Source organism: Orbaceae bacterium lpD01, assembly GCA_036251705.1.
In the GTDB taxonomy this organism is placed as follows: Bacteria; Pseudomonadota; Gammaproteobacteria; order Enterobacterales; family Orbaceae; genus Utexia; species Utexia brackfieldae.
This window is the reverse complement of record CP133959.1, coordinates 268,104-294,198: the sequence shown is the minus strand read 5'-3', so window position 1 is coordinate 294,198 and position 26,095 is coordinate 268,104. Positions and strand designations below refer to the sequence as shown.

Annotated in this window: 24 protein-coding genes; 14 read left to right on the top strand and 10 right to left on the bottom strand. The window is 38.9% G+C overall.

Annotated elements, in window-relative coordinates; genetic code table 11:
- The first annotated feature begins 2 nt into the window (after window positions 1–2).
- Both RHO15_01275 and metA read left to right on the top strand, forming a co-directional pair.
- Entirely contained in the window at window positions 3–500 is a 498-nt protein-coding gene (locus tag RHO15_01275; GenBank protein ID WVD64174.1) for an ankyrin repeat domain-containing protein, read from the top strand.
- Window positions 501–827: 327 nt separating this feature from the next.
- A complete protein-coding gene (metA, locus tag RHO15_01270) occupies window positions 828–1,760 on the top strand; it encodes a homoserine O-succinyltransferase (protein WVD64173.1) in 933 nt (310 codons plus the stop codon).
- 59 nt (window positions 1,761–1,819) lie between these two features.
- On the opposite strand, the gene fucO is transcribed toward metA, so the two are convergent.
- From fucO to mobA, 7 genes are all read right to left on the bottom strand, one after another.
- Window positions 1,820–2,971 carry a lactaldehyde reductase gene (gene fucO / locus RHO15_01265; protein ID WVD64172.1) on the bottom strand — a complete coding sequence of 384 codons (1,152 nt, stop codon included), beginning with the start codon at window positions 2,969–2,971 and terminating at the stop codon, window positions 1,820–1,822.
- A gap of 23 nt (window positions 2,972–2,994) precedes the next feature.
- The gene (locus RHO15_01260; GenBank protein WVD64171.1) at window positions 2,995–3,906 is read right to left on the bottom strand and encodes a dihydrodipicolinate synthase family protein; all 912 of its coding nucleotides are present in this window, start codon (window positions 3,904–3,906) and stop codon (window positions 2,995–2,997) included.
- A gap of 14 nt (window positions 3,907–3,920) precedes the next feature.
- Window positions 3,921–5,522, bottom strand: a complete 1,602-nt coding sequence (locus RHO15_01255; GenBank protein ID WVD64170.1) for a UxaA family hydrolase — start codon at window positions 5,520–5,522, stop codon at window positions 3,921–3,923.
- A gap of 60 nt (window positions 5,523–5,582) precedes the next feature.
- Window positions 5,583–6,884 (bottom strand): MFS transporter, encoded by a 1,302-nt coding sequence (locus RHO15_01250; protein ID WVD64169.1) that lies wholly within the window; start codon window positions 6,882–6,884, stop codon window positions 5,583–5,585.
- Window positions 6,885–7,167: 283 nt separating this feature from the next.
- Entirely contained in the window at window positions 7,168–7,920 is a 753-nt protein-coding gene (locus RHO15_01245; protein ID WVD64168.1) for an IclR family transcriptional regulator, read from the bottom strand.
- A gap of 123 nt (window positions 7,921–8,043) precedes the next feature.
- Window positions 8,044–8,532, bottom strand: a complete 489-nt coding sequence (gene mobB, locus RHO15_01240) for a molybdopterin-guanine dinucleotide biosynthesis protein B (GenBank protein WVD64167.1) — start codon at window positions 8,530–8,532, stop codon at window positions 8,044–8,046.
- On the bottom strand, window positions 8,529–9,107 hold the full coding sequence (gene mobA / locus RHO15_01235; GenBank protein WVD64166.1) for a molybdenum cofactor guanylyltransferase MobA: 579 nt from the start codon (window positions 9,105–9,107) through the stop codon (window positions 8,529–8,531). Before mobA ends, mobB begins: the two co-directional genes overlap by 4 nt.
- Before the next feature lie 185 nt (window positions 9,108–9,292).
- Here mobA and RHO15_01230 point away from each other — a divergent pair, with 185 nt between their 5' ends.
- From RHO15_01230 to RHO15_01180, 11 genes are all read left to right on the top strand, one after another.
- Window positions 9,293–9,562 carry a YihD family protein gene (locus tag RHO15_01230; GenBank protein ID WVD64165.1) on the top strand — a complete coding sequence of 90 codons (270 nt, stop codon included), beginning with the start codon at window positions 9,293–9,295 and terminating at the stop codon, window positions 9,560–9,562.
- 50 nt (window positions 9,563–9,612) lie between these two features.
- Complete coding sequence (locus tag RHO15_01225) at window positions 9,613–10,263, top strand: DsbA family protein (GenBank protein ID WVD64164.1); 651 nt, start codon at window positions 9,613–9,615, stop codon at window positions 10,261–10,263.
- A gap of 74 nt (window positions 10,264–10,337) precedes the next feature.
- Entirely contained in the window at window positions 10,338–13,112 is a 2,775-nt protein-coding gene (gene polA / locus RHO15_01220; GenBank protein WVD64163.1) for a DNA polymerase I, read from the top strand.
- A gap of 767 nt (window positions 13,113–13,879) precedes the next feature.
- A complete protein-coding gene (mnmG, locus tag RHO15_01215) occupies window positions 13,880–15,769 on the top strand; it encodes a tRNA uridine-5-carboxymethylaminomethyl(34) synthesis enzyme MnmG (protein WVD64162.1) in 1,890 nt (629 codons plus the stop codon).
- 18 nt (window positions 15,770–15,787) lie between these two features.
- Window positions 15,788–16,411 (top strand): 16S rRNA (guanine(527)-N(7))-methyltransferase RsmG, encoded by a 624-nt coding sequence (gene rsmG / locus RHO15_01210; protein ID WVD64161.1) that lies wholly within the window; start codon window positions 15,788–15,790, stop codon window positions 16,409–16,411.
- Window positions 16,412–16,595: 184 nt separating this feature from the next.
- Window positions 16,596–17,222: a uracil phosphoribosyltransferase gene (gene upp / locus RHO15_01205; GenBank protein ID WVD64160.1), complete on the top strand. Its 627-nt coding sequence runs from the start codon at window positions 16,596–16,598 to the stop codon at window positions 17,220–17,222.
- An 87-nt stretch (window positions 17,223–17,309) separates the two neighbouring features.
- The gene (locus tag RHO15_01200; GenBank protein WVD64159.1) at window positions 17,310–18,557 is read left to right on the top strand and encodes a uracil-xanthine permease family protein; all 1,248 of its coding nucleotides are present in this window, start codon (window positions 17,310–17,312) and stop codon (window positions 18,555–18,557) included.
- A 199-nt stretch (window positions 18,558–18,756) separates the two neighbouring features.
- On the top strand, window positions 18,757–19,503 hold the full coding sequence (gene hda / locus RHO15_01195; protein ID WVD64954.1) for a DnaA inactivator Hda: 747 nt from the start codon (window positions 18,757–18,759) through the stop codon (window positions 19,501–19,503).
- Window positions 19,504–19,554: 51 nt separating this feature from the next.
- Complete coding sequence (locus RHO15_01190) at window positions 19,555–20,328, top strand: Cof-type HAD-IIB family hydrolase (protein ID WVD64158.1); 774 nt, start codon at window positions 19,555–19,557, stop codon at window positions 20,326–20,328.
- 189 nt (window positions 20,329–20,517) lie between these two features.
- A complete protein-coding gene (locus tag RHO15_01185) occupies window positions 20,518–21,156 on the top strand; it encodes a bifunctional 4-hydroxy-2-oxoglutarate aldolase/2-dehydro-3-deoxy-phosphogluconate aldolase (GenBank protein WVD64157.1) in 639 nt (212 codons plus the stop codon).
- A gap of 242 nt (window positions 21,157–21,398) precedes the next feature.
- A complete protein-coding gene (locus RHO15_01180) occupies window positions 21,399–21,881 on the top strand; it encodes a phosphatidylglycerophosphatase A (protein WVD64156.1) in 483 nt (160 codons plus the stop codon).
- 60 nt (window positions 21,882–21,941) lie between these two features.
- Here the strand turns inward: RHO15_01180 and hslO are convergent, their stop codons facing one another.
- Both hslO and hslR read right to left on the bottom strand, forming a co-directional pair.
- Window positions 21,942–22,829: an Hsp33 family molecular chaperone HslO gene (hslO, locus tag RHO15_01175; protein WVD64155.1), complete on the bottom strand. Its 888-nt coding sequence runs from the start codon at window positions 22,827–22,829 to the stop codon at window positions 21,942–21,944.
- Between the two features lie 20 nt (window positions 22,830–22,849).
- Window positions 22,850–23,242, bottom strand: a complete 393-nt coding sequence (gene hslR, locus RHO15_01170; GenBank protein ID WVD64154.1) for a ribosome-associated heat shock protein Hsp15 — start codon at window positions 23,240–23,242, stop codon at window positions 22,850–22,852.
- Window positions 23,243–23,494: 252 nt separating this feature from the next.
- Here hslR and proS point away from each other — a divergent pair, with 252 nt between their 5' ends.
- On the top strand, window positions 23,495–25,213 hold the full coding sequence (gene proS, locus RHO15_01165) for a proline--tRNA ligase (GenBank protein ID WVD64153.1): 1,719 nt from the start codon (window positions 23,495–23,497) through the stop codon (window positions 25,211–25,213).
- Between the two features lie 70 nt (window positions 25,214–25,283).
- Here the strand turns inward: proS and hisN are convergent, their stop codons facing one another.
- Window positions 25,284–26,081: a histidinol-phosphatase gene (gene hisN / locus RHO15_01160; GenBank protein ID WVD64152.1), complete on the bottom strand. Its 798-nt coding sequence runs from the start codon at window positions 26,079–26,081 to the stop codon at window positions 25,284–25,286.
- Window positions 26,082–26,095 lie beyond the last annotated feature (14 nt).

Sequence of the window (26,095 nt, the reverse complement as noted above, 5' to 3'; positions counted from 1 at the left end):
AAATGGTAGCGAATGGACAAGATATCGAAGCTAAAGACCAAAATAGTCTAGGCCAAACGGCTTTAGGATGGGCAGCCTTTATCGGTTATGAAGATATTGTCGATTACTTACTATCGCAACATGCAAATCTATGGGCAACGGACAGAGCTGATGTGCCCAGTGTTTTAAAGTCAGCCGCGCTTGGTAAAAATCTCGCTGTTTTTAAAAAAATCTACTCACTAATGAAAGATCAGGTTAATCTGGATGATCAAACAGCAGATACACAAGGAGAAACACTGATGATTGTCGCAGCAAGTAATGATCGCCGTGATATTGTCGAATATTTATTACAATCAGGTGCCAATCCAAATTTAGTGACGACGGAGCAAGATAAAAGCAATCCCGCTTATGATCAAGATGCTTTAACCTTTGCTTGTTCACGTCATCTCACTGACATGGCACAATTACTTATTCATCATGGCGCAGTAAATCATCGAACAGGCTTGGCTGCTTGTGATTAACAATATCTATAATCGAGATTGATAAACCTCTCTCGATTTTTAAGGCCATTAAGATAATCTTTATCTTCGTGGCCATCATTCAAAACTCAAACGATGTCGGCGATTAAGATTAACACGCAAATCAACGCCCATTTTCTACTGGTAACCGCTTTATTATGTCTAGCGTTTTTATGATCTTTTATATCGGTATTACATTCAGTTCGCTGAAACTACATTTAAATCATCAATCTACTTTGATAAAAAAGCTCGACATCGTCTATAAAACTCGCTATATTTTAGAAATCTAGACGTCTAAATACCTATAATAATATTATAAAGGAGTTGACTATGCCTATTCGTATTCCTGATGCGCTACCGGCAGCTAATGTACTGCGTGATGAAAATATTTTCATTATGCCAAACAGCCGAGCAAGTCGACAGGAAATAAGACCGCTAAAAGTCTTACTACTTAACTTAATGCCGAAAAAAATAGAGACAGAAAATCAATTTTTACGTCTATTATCTAATTCTCCCTTACAGGTTGATATTCAGCTATTACGTATTGACCAACGCGAATCAAAAAATACCCCAACAGAGCACCTTAATAGTTTTTATCGTGATTTTAATGAGATTAAGCAGGAAAACTTCGATGGTTTAATTATTACTGGTGCACCGTTAGGTAAGGTTTCATTTGAAGATGTGCTGTACTGGCCCGAGCTAAAACAAGTTATAGAGTGGGCAAAAGAACATGTGACGTCAACATTATTTGTCTGCTGGGCGGTACAAGCGGCACTCAATATTCTATATAATATACCTAAATTAACCCGGCGAAAAAAACTTTCCGGTGTTTATCAACATGATAGATATAATCCTAATGCACTGTTAACCCGTGGTTTTGATGATACGTTTTTAGCGCCCCATTCACGTTACGCTGACTTTCCAATTGACATTATTGAGCAGCAAACCGATCTGCTTATTTTAGCCGGTTCACAAACAACTGGTGCTTATTTAATGGCAACGCCAGACCGACGTATGGCTTTTGTTACCGGCCATCCAGAGTATGACTCCTTTACCTTAGCGAATGAGTATTTTCGGGATATTCATGCTGGAATTGAGACAGAGATGCCTGAAAACTATTTCCCAGCCAATGATTCAACTAAAACGGCGAGTTCAACTTGGCGAAGCCACGCTTATCTTCTATTTAGTAACTGGCTGAACTATTATGTTTATCAACTCACACCTTTTGATCTAAATACACGTGACCTCACGGTAGATGATTAAACTTTATGGATAGAAAAAGGTAAGTCTCTTAATACTTACCTTTTTAATTCTATCGGCAATTAATAAATAGCGCGATAAAGCGCCTCAATATCCTGTAGCGATGCTTCTCGAGGATTGCAACTGGTGCACACATCATCTAATGCCGCTTGTGCTAATGCCGGAATATCAGATTCAATCACACCAATATCCCGTAATCGAGCAGGAATATTAACATCTTTATTTAAGGCCATTACCGCATTAATCGCCGCCTGACGAGCCTGTTCAAGATTCATTTTTTCACTCTCTTTCACGCCCATTGCTTTGGCAATATCACGATATTTTTCACCGGTATAGTCGGCATTATAGGCCATTACGTGTGGTAATAACACGGCATTCGCTACGCCGTGTGGGGTACTGTAAAATGCCCCTAAAGGATGTGCCATACCATGTACCAGCCCAAGCCCGACATTGGAAAACCCCATACCGGCAATATATTGACCTAATGCCATATCAGCCCCGCCAGTCGCATCACCTTTAACTGAGCTGCGCAAAGATCGGGCAATAATTTCAATCGCTTTTAAATGCAAGGTATCACTCAGTTCCCAAGCCCCTTTGGTAATATAACCTTCAATCGCATGCGTCAACGCATCGACACCGGTGGCGGCTTTTAAACTAGCTGGCATGCTGGCCATCATATTAGGATCAATAATCGCAATAGCGGGAATATCATGCGGATCAATACAGACAAATTTACGTCGTTTTTCCTCATCGGTTATCACATAGTTAATTGTCACTTCAGCTGCGGTACCTGCTGTTGTTGGAATGGCAATCGTTGGAACCGACGGTTTTTTCGTTGCGGCAAACCCTTCTAAACTACGCACATCAGCAAACTCTGGATTATTGATAATAATCCCAATCGCTTTGGCCGTATCTTGTGGTGATCCCCCACCAATCGCAATTAAATAATCAGCAGCCGATTTTTTAAAGAGTTCAACGCCTTTTTGTACAATACCAATTGTTGGATTCGGAATGACTTCATCATAAATTAGATAATTCAGGTTCGCTTTATCCAGTAACGCGGTCACCTTGGTCGCGACGTTAAATTTAATCAAATCCTTATCAGTCACAAGTAGAGCTTTTTTAAAACCTCTTTTTTTTACTTCATCCACAATATGGTTTATTGCATCTGCACCAAAATAGGAAGTTTCATTTAATACCATACGATAACTCATTTTGTGCCTCCTTCAAAGCTTCATTAAGTTCGATAAGATGATAGAATCGTTTCTATTTGCTTAAGTTGTTTACTATCCAGCTTGCCATTAAAATTACGCGAGCCGGGTTTCATATAACCAAACTGTTTTGATACCACCGTTTTAATGGTTGAAACAAAATCTTGACCCACTAAATAAATCTCAGAAAGTGCCGAAATCTGCTTATGCAGTTCACTGATTTTACGTAAATCATTTGCTTTAAAAGCCTTTTGGATATTAACAAAAAGCTCAGGGACAATATTGGTCAAACCAGATAACACACCCGCTCCCCCATTCATCAAGTTATTGACGAAATACTCATCAAATCCAGCAAAGACACTAAAATCAGCACGCATTTTTTGTGTTTCAAGCGTAATAAGACGAGTATGAGAAGCACAATCAACAGTATCCTTTATACCAATGAAACCTGGACAACTTTTGGCTAGCTGTTTGACAATATTCACATCAACATCACAACCGGTTCGAGCTGGAAAATTATAGATAAACCATTGACCGGCAAATTGGCTATCTAAATACTCAAAGTAGCTAATTAATTGGTCAGGTGTTTGTCCATAGTAATAAGGCGGTAATACCATCACTGCACCATAACCAGCGGTATAAGCTTGATCAGCCAGCTTTAAAATATCACTGACAACGGTACTTGAGACATGTGCAATCATAGGTAATGATGTCATTTGCTTAGCTTGCTTGATTAAGCTTAACCGTTCATCAATATTTAAATTAGCAAATTCACCAATGGTACCCATTAATAAAATGCCATCAAGTTTAGCCTCCGTCAGTCTTTTATAATGTTGCTCTAATCCTTTAAAATCGATCTTATTTGCGCTAGTAAAAGGGGTTATAGCTGGGCAAATCGCGCCTTGCCATGTTCTTTTTTCATCCATTTTCTTCATCATATTCCATACCTAATTTATAAAGACACTTCACGTTTCCAGAAAATAAAATCAAATTGTTCAAGTCTATCTGATTTTACAATATATTCATGACTAGCTGTTTTAATGACTTGTTCTAATAACTGATCAGCGACCGAGGCTAAAGAAGCCCCTTCAATCACTGCGCCACAATCAAAATCAATCATGCTACTGAGTTTTTCAGCCACAACGGTATTTGTGGCAATTTTTAATACCGGCACAATCGGATTCCCTGTTGGCGTCCCTAAACCGGTTGAGAAGATAACAATATTAGCGCCAGCAGCAACTTGACCAGTCACCGCTTCCACATCATTACCTGGCGTACAGACTAGCGATAAACCTGATTCCGCCATAGGTTCACCATAATCACAAACAGCCGTAATGGGTGCATGGCCGCCTTTTTTTGCCGCACCAATAGATTTAATCGCATCAGTGATTAGACCATCTTTAATATTGCCAGGGCTGGGATTATCGGCAATCGAGGCATTACATTGTTTTGCTTGCGCTTCATATTGCTGCATCAACTGAATAAAATGAGTTTTATCTTTTGGTTGAATGCAGCGCATCACCATGTCGCCCTCAGCTCCACAAAGTTCCGGAAACTCAGCCAAAGCTGATGCGCCACCTAAACTGACCACAATATCAGAGACAATCCCCATCGTCGGATTAGCAGAAATACCAGAAAAGCCATCAGAGCCGCCACATTTAACGCCGAGTTTAAGTTTAGATAAAGGTACCGGCTCACGCTTGACCTGATTGGCAATCGTTAACTTCTCAAAGGTCTGTTTAATCGCTAAAGTCATCATCTCTTCTTCATTTTGCCACTCTTGCTGCCGGAAAAATAAATAAGGTTTATTAAAATGAGGATTACGTTGTTTTAATTCTGCATCAAAAATATTCACCTGTGATTTTTCACAACCTAATGCAAATACCGTCATCCCGGCGACATTAGGATGATCGGCATAAGCGGCCAAAATTTTACATAATGACTCAGCATCATTTGCCGTGCCGCCACAGCCACTATTCACCGTTAAGGCTCGGATACCATCAAGATGGGGAAACGGTCGTGACACTTGTTCATCTTTCACGTTGGTTGAGTGACAGCCAAGTAGATTACGTGTAATGGTATCGTAACTAGTTTGGCTATAACCGAGCGGCTTGGCCAGCGCTTCTTGCAGTTTTAAAGCATTACGGTTTTGACAAAAAACTAAAGGAATAATTAACCAATAGTTAGCTGTCGCAACCCGACCATCTTCCCTGACAATGCCCTGAAAAGTCCGATCTTTCCATTTTGATACATCCGGCGGCGTCCACGCATATTCGTGATCATCAAGATTAACCTCGGCAGCATAATGTTTAACATTCTGCGTGGTAATAATTTCCCCTTTAGCGATCGATTGAGTTGCTTTGGCAACCGGTAATCCATACAGATACAAGATCTCACCTTGATGAATCGCTGACATCGTAAATTTATGCTTAGCCGGTACATCAGTTTGTAACGTATAGGAACTCCCTTCATAAGTCACTGTTTCACCTTGATGAAGATCTTTAAGTGCAACCATCAAGTTATCTTGTTGATCAATTAATAATATTTTTTGCATACATTGCCTCAAAAATTGCTCGTTAAATGTTAACGCTATACTGATATTGATAAAATATACTTATTCTGATAATCGATTATATGTTTTGCCCAGCATCGCAATCAGCAGTGCGCAGATGATCGTAAATAGAGATAAAACAACCAAACCAGCACCATCAATAGCTTGGCCTAAATACTGATCGGCATAGACCCGAATATTTGGCGCAAGGAAGCTGCAAACAGCGCCAATAGTGGTAATAAAACCGATACCCGCAGCAAGTCCACAACCAGATAATAGTTGCGGAGGAAAGGTCCAAAAGATAGGCTGCACCGCCAAAAAACCCGTTGCGCAAAGACATAAAGCAATGATGGCAATCACTGGGCTAGCATAAGCTGAGAGCGCTAAACCGAAAGCGGCAGCAACCATACATAAAATAGAGATACTGACTCTTTTATTGGTATGCTTATCCGTATAACGAGGAATAAAATAGACACCCAAGGCAGAAATAGCCCAAGGAATAGCAGAAACTAAAGAAGCTTTAAATCCAACGGTGGTACCCATAATGCCGGCAACTTGTGAGGGTAAGAAAAAAATAAGACCATAAACACCGATTTGAATCGTGCCATAGATTAAAGCAAGATGCCAAACTTTAAGATTTTTTAGTGCGCTAGAAACACTGCTGGTCTCTACTTTTTTTTGCTCAGAGACCAGTTGATTGACTAATGCCGCTCTTTCTTGTTGTGTGAGAAAACGCGCTTGAGCCGGCGTATCATCTAAATAAAAGAAACAGATTAAGCCTAAAATAACCGCCGGTATTCCTTCAATGACAAACATCCAAAACCAACCAGGTTTTCCGAATAAACCATGTAACTCTAATAATGCGCCAGAAAGAGGTGAACCCAATGTGAGAGCCAGTGGTACCCCTAATACAAAAATACCGATCGCCGCGCCACGAATTTTATTTGGAAAGAAAATAGCCGCCAATAATAAGATACCAGGATAGAAACAGGCTTCTGCCATACCCAGTAAAAAGCGTAAGATAATAAATTCGATTTCATTACTGACAAAGCCAGTTAATGCCGAAAGTGCCCCCCAAACAATAGTCGTTGCACCAAGCCAACGTTTTGCACCTAATTTATTCATCATTAAATTGGCAGGCACTCCACATATTGCATATGAGGCGAAGAAAATGCCAGCGCCAAGTGCATAGGCGCTATCACTAAGATTAATATCGGCTGCAAATGCTTGTTTAGCAAAACCGATATTGACGCGATCGATAAAAGCGACAAAGTACATAATAAACATAAATGGCATGAGCCTTCGCCAAGTCTTTTTGATTGCTGAATTTAATACTGGATCGGCAAAACAATCTTTAACAGACATAACACTTCCCCTTTTTAAATTAATCATTTTTAATTTTATAAAACAAATCTCGCAAAATAACACCAATATACTGATATTAATTTCCATATATAGATATCATTCTAGGAGATAAAAAAAATTAAACAATCAAGGAAAGTAGATAAAACTTAAATCTGTGAGATTGATCATATAAAAAAATCAATAAGTTAAAATAATCTATTGATCAGTCTTTATAATCAGAAAATAAGGGATCGATTGAATCCGATTTTGCTATCAGTCACAAAAAGGGACTAAATGGAAGTAACTATTTTATTTTTTGCGTTAACAGGGTAGCCGCTTCAATAGCGTATTGAGCGAAGCTTTTGACCTTATCGGCCGGCATTTGAAAAGCCACACCTGAAGAACTAATCGCTGCAACAACGTTGCCACTGTGATCAAAAACAGGTACCGCAATACAGGTAATGCCTTCTAAATCTTCGCCATCATCAAATGCCCAGCCATTTTTTCTCACTTCGGCTAAAGCTTTTTTAAACGCGGTTTTAGTTGTAATCGTATGATTGGTATGGCGAGGTAACTGTTCATCGGGCAGCAGTTCATCGATTTTATCTTCAGGGAGCCAGGCTAATAACACTTTACCGAGTCCAGAACAGTGTAATGATAAACGCTTTCCTAACCAGCTTTTAACCATGATAGCATTAGGACTTTCTAATTTAGCTAAATAGATAGCTGAATTACCATCTAAAACACCCAAATGACAAGCTAAGTGAGTTTTATCGCGTAAATAAATTAACGATTCAGCAGCCAGTTCACGAAGATTAAACTGCTCAACTGATTTACTACCAAACTCATATAACATTAATCCCAAAAAGTATTTCCCTTCATGCTGACGCAATAATCCATTGGCAACTAAACTGGCCAAGAGCGTAGAGGTTGAACTTTGCGGTAAGCTGAGCCCCTGATAAATTTGACTATATGTCGCACCATCATGCTGGGCTAAAAAATGTAAAATGCGCACTGCTTTATCGACAGCAGGAACTTGAGTTGAGATCGTTTTCATAATAGGTGATTTAGGTTAAATATTAAATTGAAAAACAGCATTCGCCATGACATTAAAGATAAAATAGCAGCGTAACGATTTAATCTCTGTTACCGCATTGTATAACATAACTACTTAAAATAGTTAACTGTTTGTCAGCCAGCTAAGAATAAACTGTTTAATAGACACGATATCATTCAGAGCAAAAACCGGTAATTCAGTGTTAATGGCACAATCAGCAATAACCGCTAAAGTATGATCATCCATAAATAAGGGTTTTTGATTAGCTTGGCGATGAACAATCAGTTTATCAATAGATTCATCTTTAAACCCCTCAATAAAAACTAAATCAATATCGGTAAATTGCGCGATTAACTGCTTAATATCGATAGAAGATTGATTCGGCGTCTCAACCATCAATGCCCAGCGCTTATCGCTAGCTAAAATGGTTTGTTCTGCACCAGCTTGACGTAACTGATAACTATCTTTACCAGGTTTATCGATCTCTATTTCATGATGGGCATGCTTAATAACCCCGATCCGTATTTGGTGTGCTTTTAGCTGTGGTAGCAATCTTGTTAATAATGTTGTTTTGCCTGAACCACTATAGCCACATACTGCTAAGACTTTCATCGCTGATTCCAATAAATAAGTTCTTCTGGCGTGTTAATATTAATGAAACAGTCATTATCATCGCTAAAATCTACCGCGACCGCATCAACAGTATCTAAAAAAAACTGTAATTTACGATTACCCTCATCTAAATACTGCTTTAATACTGGTTGTAACTGTTTATTGATTAATAATAACGTTGGATGATCTCTTTGACCATCATTAACATAAGCCGCTTTATGGTTACCTAATCCTTGCATTAGCTTCTGGACTAAATCATTTGGAATAAAAGGGGTATCACAACTAACAAAAATAACCCAATCATATTTAGCATAAAATAATCCACTATAAATACCAGCCAAAGGTCCTTGATAACCAGCAATAAGATCAGTAAAAACACGATAGCCCGCTTGTGCATAATCATCCTGATGACGATTAGCATTGAGCATTAATTCATCAACTTGTGAGATTAAACGTTCAATCAGATATCTAAACATGGGTTTATCTTTTAACATTAATAAACCTTTGTCTTTCCCTGCCATTCTAAGACTTTGACCACCTGCCATAATAATTGCAGTAATTGGTTTTTTTATCATTGAAATATATCCATACAGATTGATTAAAATAGAAATCAATTTACTATACCTAAATTATTTAACATACCTATAAATAAATCGCTATTTTACTTAAATGAAGCATAAATTAGTTTGTGCTGTTTTAAAAATAGCTTAAAGTAATCAAATGATATGGCTATTTATTAGAATACAAGGAAATTATTATCATGAAGTGTCATCGCGTTAACGAACTAATTGAGCTATTACTACCGGCCTGGCAGAAAGAATCTGATCTCAATTTATTAGCATTTTTAAAACAATTGGGTGAAGAGGCCGGTTTTACTGGTGAACTTGAGCAGCTATCAGATGAAGTGCTGATTTATCACTTAAAAATGCGTGATAGTGAAAAAACAAAAGCGATTCCAGGCTTACTTAAAGATTATGAAGATGATTTCAAAACAGCGTTATTAAAAGCTCGCGGAATCATAAAAGATTAATTAAAATAAACCGATAAATATTTTCTATATGGATAAAATAAGGACTATAAATGAAAAAAATTATATTGTTAATTACCGCAATGTTAATCAGTTTTGCTAGTATTGCAGCGGACAGCAGCGGTGTGCCAGCCGCAAAAATAGAAGAGGGTAAACAGTATATTAATTTAGGTAAACCAGCCGCACCAGAAAAAGAGGTGATTGAGTTTTTCTCTTTTTATTGTGGTGCGTGCTTTTTAGTCGAAACCAAATACCATATTTCAGATGCGATTGTAAAAGATTTACCTGCAGGTGCTGTGTTTAAAAAATATCATGTCAACAGTTTTGGTGGTTTATCTAAAGAGTTATCAGAAGCATGGGCTATCGCCAATGTGCTAGGTATCAATACACAAGTTTCAGAAGCACTTTTCAATGGTATTCACAAAGATAGAAATATCAAAACGCCAGACGATATTAAAAAAGTCTTCGCCAATTTAGGGGTTTCATCTGAAGAGTATGATGCGATGAAAACCAATTTCCAGGTTCAGGCTTTTTTAGCCCAGCAAACGGCTGCATTTAATCTGTTAAAACCAAATTCAGTGCCCTCATTCTATGTGAATGGAAAATATCAAATTGATGGTACTCATTTAGATCAATCATCAGAACAAGCCATTATTAAAGATTACGCTAGAGTGGCCAACTATCTGCTTAATCTCAATCAGTAAAATCATTATAGTAAACGCGCGAAATGCGCGTTTTTTTTATCCAGACTAAACCTTAATTTTCAGTGAACAATATTATGAAAAGTAACGCTCCGATTATTCTTGTTGACGGTTCATCCTATCTTTACCGAGCCTTCTTCGCCTGCCCACCATTAACTAACGCAGCTAATGAACCGACTGGCGCAACATTTGGTGTCATTAACATGCTAAAAAGTTTGCTTAATCAATACAATCCCAGTCATATTGCGGTGGTCTTTGATGCCAAAGGAGGCTCTTTTCGTCATCAACTTTATAGTGAATATAAAGCCACCCGTGAAGCGATGCCTGATGATCTCGTCAAACAGATAGAACCCATCCATACCATCATTAAAGCGATGGGATTACCGTTGCTTTGTGTGGAAGGCGTAGAAGCAGATGATGTTATCGGTACACTGGCTATTGAAGCAGCTAGCAAGGGTGAGTCGGTATTAATCAGTACAGGTGATAAAGATATGGCTCAATTAGTTAATGAGCATATTACCTTAATTAATACCATGAATAATCAGATTCTTGATCCGAATGCTGTCATTGAAAAGTTTGGTATTCCACCCGCACAAATTATAGATTATTTAGCCTTAATGGGAGATAAATCGGATAATATTCCTGGTGTACCTGGTGTGGGTGAAAAAACAGCCGTCGCCTTACTCAATCATTTTAGTGGCATTAGTGATATTTATGCGCGCATCGATGAAGTGGCTGAACTTTCGATTCGCGGCGCAAAATCGTTAAAAGAGAAGCTATTTAATAATAGAGCGGATGCGGAGTTATCTTACCAACTAGCCACCATTAAAACTGATCTTAATCTTGATATCAAAGCAGATAAACTTGATATTCAACCCATAGACATGGCCGAAATTAACCGGTTGTTTGAATATAATGGCTTTAAACGCTGGCTAATAGAACTTGAACATAAAAAATTTATCCCAAGCCAAACAGATAATGAAAATAGTTCAGTTCAGCAACAAATAGAAGTTAAGCAAGTTGCAACCGGATTAACCAAAATAGCAAATGGTTATCAAACAATTTTAACTGAGTCAGCATTAGATGAGTGGTTAACGCAATTATCACGTTGCCAACAGTTTGCTTTTGATACTGAAACAACCAGTCTTGATCATAATAATGCCCAGCTAGTTGGCTTGTCATTTTGTATTGAACCAGGTAAAGCAGCTTATATCCCGGTTGGACACGATTATATTGATGTTCCGGATCAATTACCCCTGAATGAGGTTATTAGTAAGCTAAAACCATTATTAGAAAATGAAAATATCTTAAAAATTGGTCAGAATCTTAAATATGACTGTAGCGTCATGGCTAACTATGGTATAGACGTTAAAGCTATTGCGTTTGATACCATGCTTGAATCTTATATCCTTGATAGTAATGGTCGCCATAATATGGATATTATGGCAGAAAAACATCTCAATCATAAAACCATTACTTATGATCAATTAACCAAATTGGGCACAAAAAAGTTACCGATCAGTCAAATTGATGTGGAATCCACAACCCAGTATGCGGCAGAAGATGCCGATGTCACACTACAACTACACCAAACACTATGGCCTAAAATAGAACAGGACAAACGACTACAACAAGTTTTTACCAAAATTGAAATGCCACTGGTGCCAGTATTAGTCAAGATGGAAAGAACCGGTGTTTTAATTGATGTGCCGCTGTTAAACAACCACTCGAATGAATTAGCTATTGCGCTACAAAAACTCGAGCAAGCGATGTTTATTTCAGCCGGGAAAGAGTTTAACCCTAATTCACCCAAGCAGTTACAAAAAATATTGTTTGAAGAAAATAATTTACCCGTTTTGAAGAAAACACCAAAAGGGGATGCCTCAACCAGTGAAGAAGTCTTAATTGAACTTGCCCATGAGTTTGAATTACCACAGTTAATCCTCGAATATCGGGGTCTGGCCAAATTAAAAAATACCTATACCGATAAACTCCCTTTAATGGTTGACCCAAAAGATCAACGCATTCACACTAATTATAACCAAACAGGTACCGTGACCGGTAGACTATCATCTAATGATCCTAATCTACAGAATATCCCAGTACGTAATGAAGAGGGCCGTAAAATTCGCCAGGCTTTTATTGCACCCAAAGGTTATAAAATAATATCGGCTGACTATTCTCAAATAGAATTGCGTATTATGGCGCATTTATCCAGAGATAAAGCCTTACTCGACGCTTTTTCCCAAGATAAAGATATTCACCGTTTTACCGCTGCCGAAACCCTTGATATTAGTGAAGATAGCGTAACCTCAGAACAACGAAGAAATGCCAAAGCAGTTAACTTCGGACTGATTTATGGCATGAGTGCTTTTGGTTTAGCAAAACAGTTAGCCATACCAAGACAAAATGCGCAAAACTATATTGATCGCTACTTTAAACGCTACCCTGGCGTAGGTATCTATATGGAAGAGACCCGGCAGCAAGCTATTGAAAAAGGTTATGTTGAAACCGTCTCAGGCCGCCGTCTCTATCTACCGAGTATCAAATCAAGCAGAGCTTTAGAACGTAAAGGAGCAGAACGCGCGGCAATCAATGCACCGATGCAAGGTACGGCAGCAGATATCATTAAAACAGCGATGATCAAGATTGCCAAATGGATTGATTCCACACAAAATGATGAGATCAGAATGCTCATGCAAGTACACGATGAATTGGTGTTTGAAGTTAAAGAAGATAAAGTTGACGCGATTAAACAGCAAATTAAGCAGATCATGGAGAACTGTTATCAATTATCGGTACCTTTAAAGGTCGATATTGGTGTCGGCAATAACTGGGATGAAGCCCATTAAGCATGTATTTATAGAGTTAATAACGCAAGTTGATCTATTCATCTAATCACGTTGATCCGATCATTTTCATTCAATGAGTAGCTCGTTATAAGCAGATATTGGGATCTGTTTATAACGAGCACTATGATGATCAGATCATTAAAAGGATCTATCAAAAAAAGTCTCATAAAGATCACCATGACCCTTAAACAAAGATCCTTTATTTTTGATGATTGCGTCTTTTTTCTCTGTTTAATAACGATCCTTTTCTGGTCATCTAAACAAAACTATATCGCTATACGCTATAAATGATCACGCTTTTCTACCAACAATCACGTCATTTTTTTAATGAAGATCTTACTCATAAGCTAAAAATATCTTAAATTATCAGCTTTTTTTGTATTAAAATACCGCAATCAAAATTTATTTTTGTGTATAACTTTGTGATTACTTGGCTATAAAAGCTGTTAATACACACATAATAACTATACAAATGAAAAGTCCTGTGGATAAAATAGATATTTACCAACAACTAATAAACAGCGATCCTTCTTTAAATTCACAGCTTTAAAGATCAATTAATGATCTGATTTTTAAAGAAAAATAATCCTTATACACAAAACCAATCAGATCTTATAATAAGAATAATAGAAAGATCATTTAAATAGATCTTTTTATTTTAAAAGATCCACTGATAAGATCATTTGACGATCTTAAAAAGACGAGTAGAATCTCACTCTCAAAATGATATGATCATCTAACCCATTTTAAGTTATAGAGGTTTTTTTATGCTGTACCCAGATCTTTTTGACGTTATCGTTGTTGGTGGTGGACATGCAGGAACAGAAGCAGCCCTGGCATCAGCAAGAATGGGGCGAAAAACACTTTTACTGACCCATAATATCAATACGCTTGGACAAATGTCATGTAATCCTGCTATTGGCGGGATTGGTAAAGGACATTTGGTCAAAGAGATCGATGCACTAGGCGGATTAATGGCACATGCGGCAGATAAAGCGGGGATCCAATTTAGGATTCTCAACGCCAGCAAAGGGCCTGCCGTAAGAGCAACCAGAGCACAAGCAGATAGAGCACTGTATAGCCACGTTGTCAGAACAGCATTAGAAAATCAAGATAATCTGATGTTATTTCAACAAGCCGTTGAAGATGTGATCATCGAAAATGATCAAATTACTGGTGTGATCACAGCCATGGGAATGATCTTTAAAGGGAAAGCGGTAGTTATAACGGCTGGTACTTTTTTAGATGGTAAAATTCACATTGGTTTAAACAATTATAGCGGTGGACGAACCGGCGACTCAGCTTCAATTGGTTTGTCTAAAGCTTTTCATCGTTATCCATTTAGAATTGGTCGACTTAAAACAGGTACACCACCTCGTCTTGATGCAAGAACGATCGATTTTTCTATATTAGATACGCAGCATGGTGATACCCCGGTACCGGTTTTCTCTTTCTTGGGTCGCGCTGAGGATCATCCAAGACAGATCCCGTGTTTTATCACCAGCACCAATGAAAAAACCCATGAGATCATTCGCGGCAATTTAGATCGTAGCCCAATGTATACCGGTGTAATCGAAGGGATCGGCCCTCGTTATTGTCCTTCGATCGAAGATAAGATCATGCGTTTTGCTGATCGTAATTCACACCAAATTTATTTAGAGCCAGAAGGTCTGGATAATAACGAGATCTATCCAAATGGTATTTCAACCAGTTTACCTTTTGATACGCAGCTTAACTTTGTTCGCACCATGAAGGGGCTTGAGAATGTCCGCATTGTCAGACCTGGCTATGCGATTGAGTATGACTATTTTGATCCACGCGATCTTAAACAGACGCTGGAGAGTAAATTGGTAAAAGGTCTATTCTTCGCGGGTCAAGTTAATGGTACCACGGGTTATGAAGAAGCCGCCGCTCAAGGTTTACTTGCTGGCTTGAATGCCGCGCTGTTTGCTTATGAAGAAGATTCATGGTATCCAACACGTGATCAGGCCTATTTAGGAGTTCTGGTTGACGATTTATGTACTTTAGGTACCAAAGAACCTTACCGCATGTTTACATCGCGTGCTGAATATCGATTAATGTTGCGTGAAGATAACGCCGATGCGAGATTAACCGAGATAGGCCGTAAACTGGGTTTAGTTGATGATCATCGTTGGCAGATTTTTAATCAAAAGATGGAGTCTGTTGAGTTAGAGCGACAAAGATTACGTGAAATCTGGGTGCATCCGCATATTGAAAGTATTGATGAAGTCAATGCAGTACTTAAATCACCGTTAACCAAAGAGGCAAATGGTGAAGATTTACTGAAAAGACCAGAAATGAATTATGCGACATTGGCTTCTCTGTCTATCTTTAAACCGGGCTTAACCGAACCTCAGGCTGCTGAACAAGTTGAGATTCAGATTAAATATGATGGTTATATCGATAGACAAAAAGAGGAAATTGCCCGTCAAAATCGTAATGAAGAGACCTTAATTCCTGGTGATATTAACTATAGCGATATTTCTGGTTTATCCAATGAAGTTGTAGCTAAACTCAATGAGCACAAACCGATGACTATTGGTCAAGCTACACGCATTTCTGGTATTACGCCAGCGGCTATTTCTATGTTGTTAGTCTATCTGAAGAAGAAAAACTATCTGAAAAAAGATAAATAATTAAATAATGAAATGAATATGTTAAAAAATAAATTAGTCACCCTGCTTAAACAAAACCATATATCAATAACTGATCAACAAATCAGTTTGTTGATCAGTTATGTGAAGTTACTGGATAAATGGAATAAAGCCTATAATTTAACTTCTGTACGTAATCCAGAAGAGATGCTGGTTAAACATATTATCGACAGTTTGGTGATATCACCTCATTTGGTCGGCGATGATTTTATTGATGTCGGGACTGGCCCTGGACTGCCGGGAATTCCGCTGGCCATTATTAATCCAGATAAACACTTCACATTAGTGGATAGCTTAGGCAAACGAATTCGATTTTTAAAACAAGTGATCTTTGAGCTTAATTTAACCAATGTGGAAGCCATTCAGAGTCGAATTGAAGCCCTTACCGATAAAAAATATGATGGTATTATCAGTCGTGCTTTCGCTTCATTACAAGATATGCTGAATTGGTGTGAACATTTACCTAATCAAACCGGACTGTTTTATGCCTTAAAAGGGGTTTATCCACAAGATGAAATTACACTATTACCGAAGCATTTTACCGTGCAAGAAACTGTTCGTTTTGATATTCCAGAAATATCAGCAGAGCGTCATTTGATCATTATAAAACCGCTTTCAAATTAAGTATCTGAGTTGGTTTAGCTGTAAAGTTAAGCGATGCTTTCTGTATTCGTGCTATCGCTACTTAATCAACTGTAAAATAATCAATAATCTATTTTTTGATTAATTAAAACCATGCTAAAATTTTTCCTCAGTGGTTATTTTTAAGCTAACCCTAGATGGATTAAAAAAACGCTGAGGCCTTTTAATGAAAATTGTTGAAGTCAAACATCCCCTTGTACGCCATAAAATTGGCTTAATGCGTGAGAATGATATTAGTACTAAAGATTTCCGCGTACTGGCTAGCGAAGTTGGCAGCCTCCTGACCTATGAAGCTACGGCTGATTTACCTACCGAAAAAGTCATGATTAATGGCTGGTGCGGTGAAGTTGAAGTAGAAAGAATCAAAGGTAAAAAAATTACGGTAGTCCCTATATTACGCGCTGGACTAGGCATGATGGATGGTGTTTTAGAACATATTCCAAGTGCACGCATCAGCGTTGTTGGTTTCTATCGTGACGAAGAAACGCTTGAACCGGTTCCATATTTTCAAAAACTGACTTCAGATATTGAAGATCGTATGGCTTTAGTGGTTGATCCTATGCTGGCAACTGGCGGATCGATGATAGCAACGATCGATTTACTTAAAAATGCGGGCTGTAAGCACATTAAATTACTGGTTTTAGTTGCTGCGCCAGAAGGGATTGCTGCTTTAGAAAAAGCACATCCAGACGTTGAGTTATATACTGCCTCAATAGATGAGCGGCTCAATGCGCAAGGGTATATAATACCCGGTTTAGGCGATGCCGGGGATAAGATTTTCGGTACCAAATAATCTCAATTTTTAGACCGGCAAATAAGCCGGTTTTTTTATGCTTGATGTTTACATTATTAATAATAGAATAAAGAAGAGAGTATAGCGATGAGTTCTAATGGTCATATTGCAGTTCCAACTAATCATCATGCCTGGCAAGATATTTTCACAGGGGCACAAATGTTATTTGTGGCCTTTGGCGCTTTAGTATTAGTCCCCTTATTAACCGGTCTTAATCCTAATGTTGCTCTGTTTACCGCTGGTTTAGGCACACTTATTTTTCAATTAACCACTAAAGGTAAAGTACCCGTTTTCTTAGCCTCTTCATTTGCCTTTATCGCACCCATTTCTTATGGTGTTGCTCAATGGGGAATACCCGCCACATTAGGTGGCATTGTGGCTGCTGGTTTTGTGTTTATGTTGTTTGCTTTACTGGTCAAAATCAATGGCAATCATGTCATTGCACGAATTTTACCGCCAGTAGTAACAGGTCCAATCATTATGGTTATTGGCTTATCATTAGCCCCTGTTGCAGTAGGAATGGCCATGGGTAGTGATCTTCAGTTACCCATCGTGAACTATAAATTATTGATTATTTCAATGTCATCGTTAGTCACAACTTTAATCTTTGCGATTTGGGCGAAGGGGTTTTTTAAACTGATTCCTATTATTGCCGGTATTGCCGTGGGTTATATTTTATCTTGCCTGTTCGGTATTGTTGATTTTCAATCCGTGATTAATGCACCTTGGTTTACCGTGCCTGATTTTACTTTCCCTGAATTTAAGTGGCAAGCTGTACTCTATATGATTCCGATTGTTATTGCGCCAACTATTGAACATGTTGGTGATATTATGGCGATCAGTTCTGTAACCGGTAAGGACTATACTAAAAACCCGGGTTTACAAAGAACGTTGCTGGGTGATGGTCTTGCCACTTCAGCGGCAGGGTTTTTAGGTGGACCACCGTGTATTACTTATGCGGAAGTGATTGGTGCGGTAACTTTAACGCGTAACTTTAAAACTCGCGTGATGACTTGGGCCGCAGTGTGGGCTATCTTAATGTCATTTATCGGTAAAGTTGGGGCCTTTTTAGCCTCTATTCCATCAGTGGTTATGGGCGGTATTATGGTATTACTATTTGGCTCAATCGCCTCTGTGGGTATTAATATTTTAATCAAACATAAAGTTGATTTATCGGTTTCACGTAATATGTGTATTGTGTCATTAGTACTGGTATTTGGTATTGGCGGCATGGTATTTAATTTTGGCTCTTATGTTCTTGAAGGCATCAGTTTATGCGGCATACTGGCGATTATCTTAAATCTGATCCTACCACAACCGAAAGCACAGGCATAAAATCATTTAAACAGTGATTATCATCTGAAGATGAAGACGATGAAAAAGTATATCATCGTCTTCTTTTCATCTTTAATCGTTATAAACTCATTAAATAACCATCGCTATCCTGCTAAAAATGAGCGGATTAACGCTTTTTTTGTCTCAATAATCTATCGATAGAATAACTATACTTGTTGATTTTTAACAAACAGAATTTATACTGAGTTATAAATATTTATCTGACAAAAATAATGAGGCTATTCTGAATTATTCTCGGCAACTTCCACTGCCTGTTTCTTTACCTGATGATGAGACCTTTGCTAGTTTCTATACTGGTAAAAATCAATTATTGGTAGAAGCTTTAAATATTGCTTTGAGTGGCGAGGGTTTTCAATTGATCTATTTTTGGTCTAACCCTTTTGCCGGAAAAACCCATCTGTTACATGCTTCCTGTAGTGAGCTGGCTAATCAGTCTAAAACCGTCTGTTATATTCCACTTGAACAGTATGAGAGTTTTTCTCATGAAGTATTAGATGGTTTAGAGTACTATGATCTCGTCTGTTTAGATAACATTGATGCCATTGAAGGTAATCAATTATGGGAAGAAGCCATTTTTGATCTCTTTAACCGATTATATGAAAAGCAGCAGACTTGTCTATTAATCACCAGTCACTCTGCACCGATGCAAATAGGATTTTCTCTGGCCGATCTCGTTTCTCGATTAGCTTGGGGACAAGTTTATCAAGTAATTGAATTAAGTGATGAAGATAAACTATTAGCTTTACAGCTTAGAGCACGATTAAGGGGCTTTGAAATGTCAGATGAAGTGGCCATTTTTCTGTTAAAACGCCTCAATCGTGACATGCGATCGCTCTGTATGGCCTTAGAAAAATTAGATATTGCCACGATCACTGAAAAAAGAAAATTGACGATTCCATTTGTAAAAGAAGTACTGAGTTTATAATGATATTTTTCAGATAAGCTCATTGATAATAATACTAATTTAGGTAATCACATGCAAAAACCTGAGGCAATTGTTTTTTTTGATTTAGATGGAACCTTACTCAATAGCCAGGTAGAAGTTTTAAAAAGCTCGATTGATGCCATTAATCAATTACATAAAAATAACATTATCCCGATGCTATCGACTGGCAGAACTGTGTGCGAAGTTGAATCAATTATGCAGCAAACAGGCATAGATTCTATTATTGCAATGAATGGTCAGTATGTCGTCTATCAGGGTGAAAAGATTTTCTCCAATGATATCGATAGCGCCTTGATTGAACGCGTAAAGCTATTTTCTGCTCAGCAGAATATTCCTTTAGCTTATTATAATGAAGCGGTTATGCGGGTTTCCGATCATAGTTTATCTACACAGCATTTATATGATTATTTAAAACAGCCAATACCGGCTATTGATAATTATATTCATCAAACCTCGGCGATTCAGATGTTATTGCTTTTTTGCCAACAGGGTGAAGATATTTATCGAGCCGCTTTTCCTGAGTTAAATTTTATTCGTAACACACCTTATTGCGTGGATGTGTTTAATCAGGGTGGCTCTAAAGGATATGGTATTACGCAATTAATCCAGACTCAAGGTTTCCAAGGCATACCCACTTATGCTTTTGGTGATGGTTTGAACGATATTGAGATGTTTAAAGTGGTCGATCATCCTATTGCGATGAAAAATAGTGTTGATCCGATTAAAGCATTGGCGACATTTATTACTGATGATAATAATAATGATGGTATTGCGAAAGGGTTAAAAAGAGCCAATTTAATTTAAGTACTCCTTTTATCGCTTAAATAAGCCGATGAAATAAAAAGTTATCTGTATGTTGATTTAAATGTAATGAAACATGTTGTTGATGGTGCGTGCGTTAATCATTCAAAGGATTGTTCTGAGGATCGGTTTCTCTACGTATCATAGGTAAATGAGATAAAATATTTTTATTGATTATAAAGGTGATATGGTATGAAAAATTGGAAAAAATCAGCAGAAGAGATTCTCTCTCTTGGCCCAGTCATTCCGGTGATTGTAATTGAAAATATTGACGATGCAGTGCCGTTAGCCAAAGCATTAATTGCTGGTGGCGTCAGGGTTTTGGAAGTGACTTTACGCACAGCCTGCGCCCTTGAAGCCATTAAAAAAATCATTGCTGAAGTGCCTGATGCGGTAGTCGGCGCCGGAACGGTGACGTCGGTCGATCAGCTTAAAGCGGTGACTGAGGCGGGGGTTGAATTCATTATAACCCCAGGATTGACGCCGGCAATATTAACCGCAGCTGTTGCCGGATCTATCCCTGTGATCCCCGGTATAGCCACTATCAGCGAACTGATGACAGCCAGAGAGGCGGGATTAAGCGCGTTTAAATTTTTTCCGGCCGAAGTCAATGGTGGTGTTGCAGCACTGAAAGTTTTTGCTGGACCGATTCCTGATGCCAAATTCTGCCCAACTGGCGGTATTAATCTTAACAATTATCGTGATTACTTAGCCTTAAACAATGTCCTTTGTGTGGGGGGGTCCTGGTTTGTGCCAACTGATTTAATCAAGAAAAAAGATTTCGCTGGTATCACAGCGCTAGCCAAAGAAGCCGTTGCGGGTGCTAACTGATGTTATACTAAAATTACCTAAGGCCTAATTGTATAGTAAGCATAAATAGCTACTATTTGGTTGACTCTGCGTGGTTTATTTTTGTTGTTATATCTCTGTTTTATTATGAGCGTTTGAGCTTAAGCAGTCTATTTATTCTACGTGCTTTTCTTGCTTAGATCGATTATGCTAATCAAAACTATTGCGAGTCTATTTGATTAGCAACTCCTATCAACACTGTCTCAATTTTATTGTAAATTGTTATGAAAACTCAAGAATATAAAAAAGTTAAATTAACCAATCCAGTCCACTTATTAGCAGTGGGTTTTGGTAGCGGGTTATCACCGGTGATGCCGGGTACTATGGGGTCGATTGCCGCAATCCCTATTTGGTGGCTTTTTCATGATATCGCACCACTTTATTATTGGTTGATTGTGATTGTTGCCACTATCTTTGGATGCTGGATTTGCCAAAAAACCGCCGATCATATCGGTAAAGCAGATCCGGGTAGTGTGGTTTGGGATGAATTTGTCGGTATGTGGATTGCGCTATTTTTTATGCCCGTCGTTTCCTGGCTATGGGTCTTAGCGGTATTTGTGATCTTCCGATTTTTTGATATTTTAAAGCCGTGGCCGATTGGTTGGTTTGACCAAAAAATTAAAGGCGGGGTTGGTATCATGCTTGATGATATTATCGCCGGTATTTTTTCGGTTATCGTGATTGTCGCGATAGGCTATTTTGTTTAATCTGTTTTTTGTTAAAACAAACAGGATGGCGATATGGATAATAACGCCATCCTATTGTGATTAATGTACTGTCTCTGAATGACTTGTCTGGCGCAGCTCTGCAATATCCATCTGATCAAAGATATAGTGATTGTTACAGTAGTCACAATGCATATCAATGTTGCCATCTTCAGCTAAGATCTGATCAATTTCCGCCGCGGGCAGTGTCATTAATGACGCTTCACAGCGTTCACGTGAACAGCTACATTTAAATTCGACAGGTTGATCATCAAAGAGTCGGACGTGTTCTTGATGATAGAGTCGGTAAAGCACCTCTTCTGCCGATAGCGTAAACAGTTCTTCAGACTTAACCGTTTCAGTTAAGGTGATGAGATGCTCAAAAGCGTCTTCTTGCCTATCTTCAGCTGGCAGAACTTGTAATAGCATACCTGCTGCCATCATACTGCCTTGCTGCTCTCCCACATGAATAAATAATTTTGTCGGTAGCTGCTCTGATTGCATGAAATAATTTTCGATACAACCGGTTAGCGTCTCGCTCTCTAGGCCAACAATACCTTGATAACGTTCACCCTGTTTCGGCGAGATGGTAATCACTATATAGCCATTACCGATCATCTCTTTCAGACTGCTATTTTCAGCGATTTCTCCGTTAACGCGAGCGACTCCGCGCATCTGCTGATGGTTATTGCCATTGATAACCGCTAGATTTAAGGGGCCATCACCCTGTAACTGGATAGTGATATCACCTTCAAATTTCAGGGTGGCGGTTAATAAGCTGGTTGCCACTAATAATTCACCCAGCAACATTTTAATCGGTTGTGGGTAGTCATGATTGTCTAAAATAGCTTGATAGGTTTTATTCAAACTCACTAACTCACCCCGCACTGAAACCTCTTCAAATAAGAAACGGCTTAATTTATCGTGTTGAGAGACTAATTGGGTATTCATATATTCTCCTGGCGAATCGATTACTCACCATATTTAAATTTAATTAAATGTCTGCGTTCTTTTTTATCAGGGCGACGATCCGGATGTGGCATCGTCAGTGCACCGAGTTTTCGAGATTCAGCAATTTTTTCTCGTTTAGCCATACTCTCAGGTGTCTCTTGGTAGAGATTTTGTGCTTCATCGGCACCTCTTCTTTGTGATAACAGACCCAGTACCACCAGCTCTTTTTCATCACTTCCCTGATGTAATTTAATTAATGCGCCAACCTCGACTATTTTACTGGGTTTACTGCGTTGGCCATTATAATGTACTTTACCGCCTTCGATCATTTGTCTGGCTAGCGATCGGGTTTTATAAAAACGCGCCGCCCATAGCCATTTATCTAATCGGGTTTGCTCAGCAGATTGTTCCATGTCACTATTTATCTCTGGTTGAAACACTTATTTTAGTAAATGAGGACGAATGCAGCTATTTTCAATAGCGGTAAAATAGCTTGTTTTATCATGAAAATTTATTGATCACGATGAATTTTATCGGTGAGCTATTATAAACAAGCCCGGTGATACCGATGAAAATTCTTGATTAAAATCCCTTTTGAGTTAGCCTTTTGCCTGCTAAACTAATGACTATTTTTTGAATTCAAAAATATAACATTGGAATAGATTATGCGTACAAGTCAATATCTTCTCTCAACCTTAAAAGAGACACCAGCCGACGCTGAAGTCATTAGCCATAAACTCATGCTTAGAGCGGGATTAATTCGCAAACTTGCTTCAGGTTTATATACCTGGTTACCGACGGGATTACGCGTACTGAAAAAAGTCGAACATATTGTGCGCGATGAGATGAATAAAGCCGGTGCTTTAGAAGTATTGATGCCGGTTGTTCAACCTGCTGATATCTGGCTGGAAAGTGGTCGTTGGGAACAGTATGGCCCAGAATTACTGCGGATTAAAGATCGTGGCGATCGCGCTTTTGTTTTAGGACCGACGCACGAGGAAGTGATAACTGATTTAGTGCGTAATGAAGTGAGCTCATATAAGCAGCTACCGCTTAATTTATATCAAATTCAAACCAAATTCCGTGATGAAGTCAGACCGCGTTTCGGTGTGATGCGCGCGCGTGAATTCATTATGAAAGATGCCTACTCTTTCCATTCAACACGTGAATCACTGCAAAAAACCTATGATGATATGTTTCAAGCTTACAGTAATATCTTCACGCGTATTGGTTTAAATTTCCGTGCGGTGCAAGCGGATACCGGATCGATTGGCGGCAGCTCTTCACACGAATTTCAGGTTTTAGCAGAAAGTGGTGAAGATGATATCGTTTTTTCAACAGATACCGATTATGCGGCTAATATCGAATTAGCTGAAGCCGTAATGCCATCGATGATTCGCCCTGCAGCTACTAAAGAGATGGTTTTAATCGATACACCACAAGCCAAAACAATTCATGAACTGGTTGAGCAGTTTCAGCTACCGATTGAAAAAACCGTTAAAACACTGATAGTGAAAGCGGCGGAAGGGAGTGGTCATAAACTGGTTGCGCTGTTAATTCGTGGTGATCACACGTTGAATGAAGTGAAAGCGGAAAAAATTGATATCGTTGCTTCGCCATTTGAGTTTGCTTCAGAAGAGGATATCCGGGCTGCAATTGGTGCGGGTCCGGGTTCATTAGGTCCGGTTAATTTATCATTACCACTTGTGATTGATCGCGCCGTCTCTGTGATGAGTGATTTTGGCGCTGGCGCCAATATCGACGGTAAGCACTATTTTAATATTAACTGGGAACGTGACGTAGCATTACCGGCGATTGCGGACATTCGTAATGTCGTTGAAGGTGATATCAGTCCAGACGGAAAAGGTACTTTACAGATTAAACGCGGTATTGAAGTTGGCCATATCTTCCAGCTAGGTTCTAAATACTCAGAAGCGATGAAAGCGACCGTACAAGGTGAAGATGGTCAAAATCACGTGATGCAGATGGGCTGTTACGGTATTGGTGTGAGTCGTATTGTCGCTGCGTCAATTGAGCAGAATTACGATGAGTACGGCATTATCTGGCCAGAAGCGATTGCGCCGTTTAGCGTGGTGATTGTACCGATGAATATGCATAAATCTTATCGCGTGCAAGATACGGCTGAAAAAATTTATGCCGCACTGCAAGCTGCCGGGATTGATGTCTTATTTGATGATCGTAAAGAGCGTCCAGGCGTGATGTTTGCTGACGCGGAATTGATTGGTATTCCACATACAATTGTCATTGGTGATCGTAACTTAGATAATAATATGGTGGAATATAAATACCGTAGCGATAGCGAAAAAACCTTGATTAATATTGATGAAATCATTGCGATGCTTAAGCAAAAGTGCCACGCATAATACGGCATTAGTTTCGACATAAAAAGATAAAAAAAGCAGTGAATTATCACTGCTTTTTTATTTTTTCTGATTAAGCATTAGTCAGTATTTTGACGGCTTGGGCATGTATGGCTTTATCACCACAAGCAACCACACGATGGCCAGAATGAATCGTCAGGCGCTGACCCTCCCAGTCACTCATAAACCCACCGGCGTTGCGGACAACCACATCTAATGCGCAGTAATCAAAGGGATCAAGACCACTATCAACACTAATATCTGCTTGTCCCATCGCTAAGCGACCATAGATATAACAGTTACCGCCATAAATTCCCCATTTGGTCTCTTTGCGCAGTTGTTTAAAAGCAGCTGATTCCCCTTCACTCAGAGACTCTGGATTACCGATCGACACAATCGCTTGCGCCAGTGCTAAGCATTGACGCACCTGAATCGGTTTACCGTTATAGGTGGTTTGCTGACCTTCAAAACCAACCCAACGTTCATTGGTCACCGGATGATCAATAATTCCTAAGAAAGGGGTGCCTTGATAGGTCAGTGAAATTAAAGTGCCGTAGATTGGCATACCGGTGATAAAGGCTTTTGTGCCATCGATAGGATCGATAACCCATACATAATCAGCATCGAGTTTTTCACTGGCATACTCCTCACCTAAAATGCCGTGTTCAGGATAATGGGCATGGATCAGTTCACGCAGGGCATATTCAACATTTTGATCGATAATCGTGACCGGGCTTAGGTCAGTTTTTGTTTCAAAATTAATCGGATTGGCGAGTGCGTCCAGAATGATTTTACGGCTGTGATCGGCTAGCTGATTGGCAAAAGCCAGCAGCTGATTTTTCTGATCATTGGATAAAAAAAGTGAGCTCAATTTACACCTCATGA

Bases quoted from the DNA above. Each gene is read 5' to 3' on its own strand.
- RHO15_01275 (WVD64174.1), top strand. From the start codon at position 3: ATGGTAGCGAATGGACAAGATATCGAAGCTAAAGACCAAAATAGTCTA.
- RHO15_01225 (WVD64164.1), top strand. From the start codon at position 9,613: ATGAAAAAAATTATATTGTTAATTACCGCAATGTTAATCAGTTTTGCT.
- proS (WVD64153.1), top strand. From the start codon at position 23,495: ATGCGTACAAGTCAATATCTTCTCTCAACCTTAAAAGAGACACCAGCC.
- RHO15_01180 (WVD64156.1), top strand. From the start codon at position 21,399: ATGAAAACTCAAGAATATAAAAAAGTTAAATTAACCAATCCAGTCCAC.
- RHO15_01185 (WVD64157.1), top strand. From the start codon at position 20,518: ATGAAAAATTGGAAAAAATCAGCAGAAGAGATTCTCTCTCTTGGCCCA.
- mobA (WVD64166.1), bottom strand. From the start codon at position 9,107: ATGATAAAAAAACCAATTACTGCAATTATTATGGCAGGTGGTCAAAGT.
- RHO15_01230 (WVD64165.1), top strand. From the start codon at position 9,293: ATGAAGTGTCATCGCGTTAACGAACTAATTGAGCTATTACTACCGGCC.
- RHO15_01260 (WVD64171.1), bottom strand. From the start codon at position 3,906: ATGATGAAGAAAATGGATGAAAAAAGAACATGGCAAGGCGCGATTTGC.
- RHO15_01190 (WVD64158.1), top strand. From the start codon at position 19,555: ATGCAAAAACCTGAGGCAATTGTTTTTTTTGATTTAGATGGAACCTTA.
- RHO15_01200 (WVD64159.1), top strand. From the start codon at position 17,310: ATGAGTTCTAATGGTCATATTGCAGTTCCAACTAATCATCATGCCTGG.
- fucO (WVD64172.1), bottom strand. From the start codon at position 2,971: ATGAGTTATCGTATGGTATTAAATGAAACTTCCTATTTTGGTGCAGAT.
- hslO (WVD64155.1), bottom strand. From the start codon at position 22,829: ATGAATACCCAATTAGTCTCTCAACACGATAAATTAAGCCGTTTCTTA.
- RHO15_01250 (WVD64169.1), bottom strand. From the start codon at position 6,884: ATGTCTGTTAAAGATTGTTTTGCCGATCCAGTATTAAATTCAGCAATC.
- metA (WVD64173.1), top strand. From the start codon at position 828: ATGCCTATTCGTATTCCTGATGCGCTACCGGCAGCTAATGTACTGCGT.
- RHO15_01255 (WVD64170.1), bottom strand. From the start codon at position 5,522: ATGCAAAAAATATTATTAATTGATCAACAAGATAACTTGATGGTTGCA.
- mobB (WVD64167.1), bottom strand. From the start codon at position 8,532: ATGAAAGTCTTAGCAGTATGTGGCTATAGTGGTTCAGGCAAAACAACA.
- polA (WVD64163.1), top strand. From the start codon at position 10,338: ATGAAAAGTAACGCTCCGATTATTCTTGTTGACGGTTCATCCTATCTT.
- mnmG (WVD64162.1), top strand. From the start codon at position 13,880: ATGCTGTACCCAGATCTTTTTGACGTTATCGTTGTTGGTGGTGGACAT.
- RHO15_01245 (WVD64168.1), bottom strand. From the start codon at position 7,920: ATGAAAACGATCTCAACTCAAGTTCCTGCTGTCGATAAAGCAGTGCGC.
- upp (WVD64160.1), top strand. From the start codon at position 16,596: ATGAAAATTGTTGAAGTCAAACATCCCCTTGTACGCCATAAAATTGGC.
- rsmG (WVD64161.1), top strand. From the start codon at position 15,788: ATGTTAAAAAATAAATTAGTCACCCTGCTTAAACAAAACCATATATCA.
- hslR (WVD64154.1), bottom strand. From the start codon at position 23,242: ATGGAACAATCTGCTGAGCAAACCCGATTAGATAAATGGCTATGGGCG.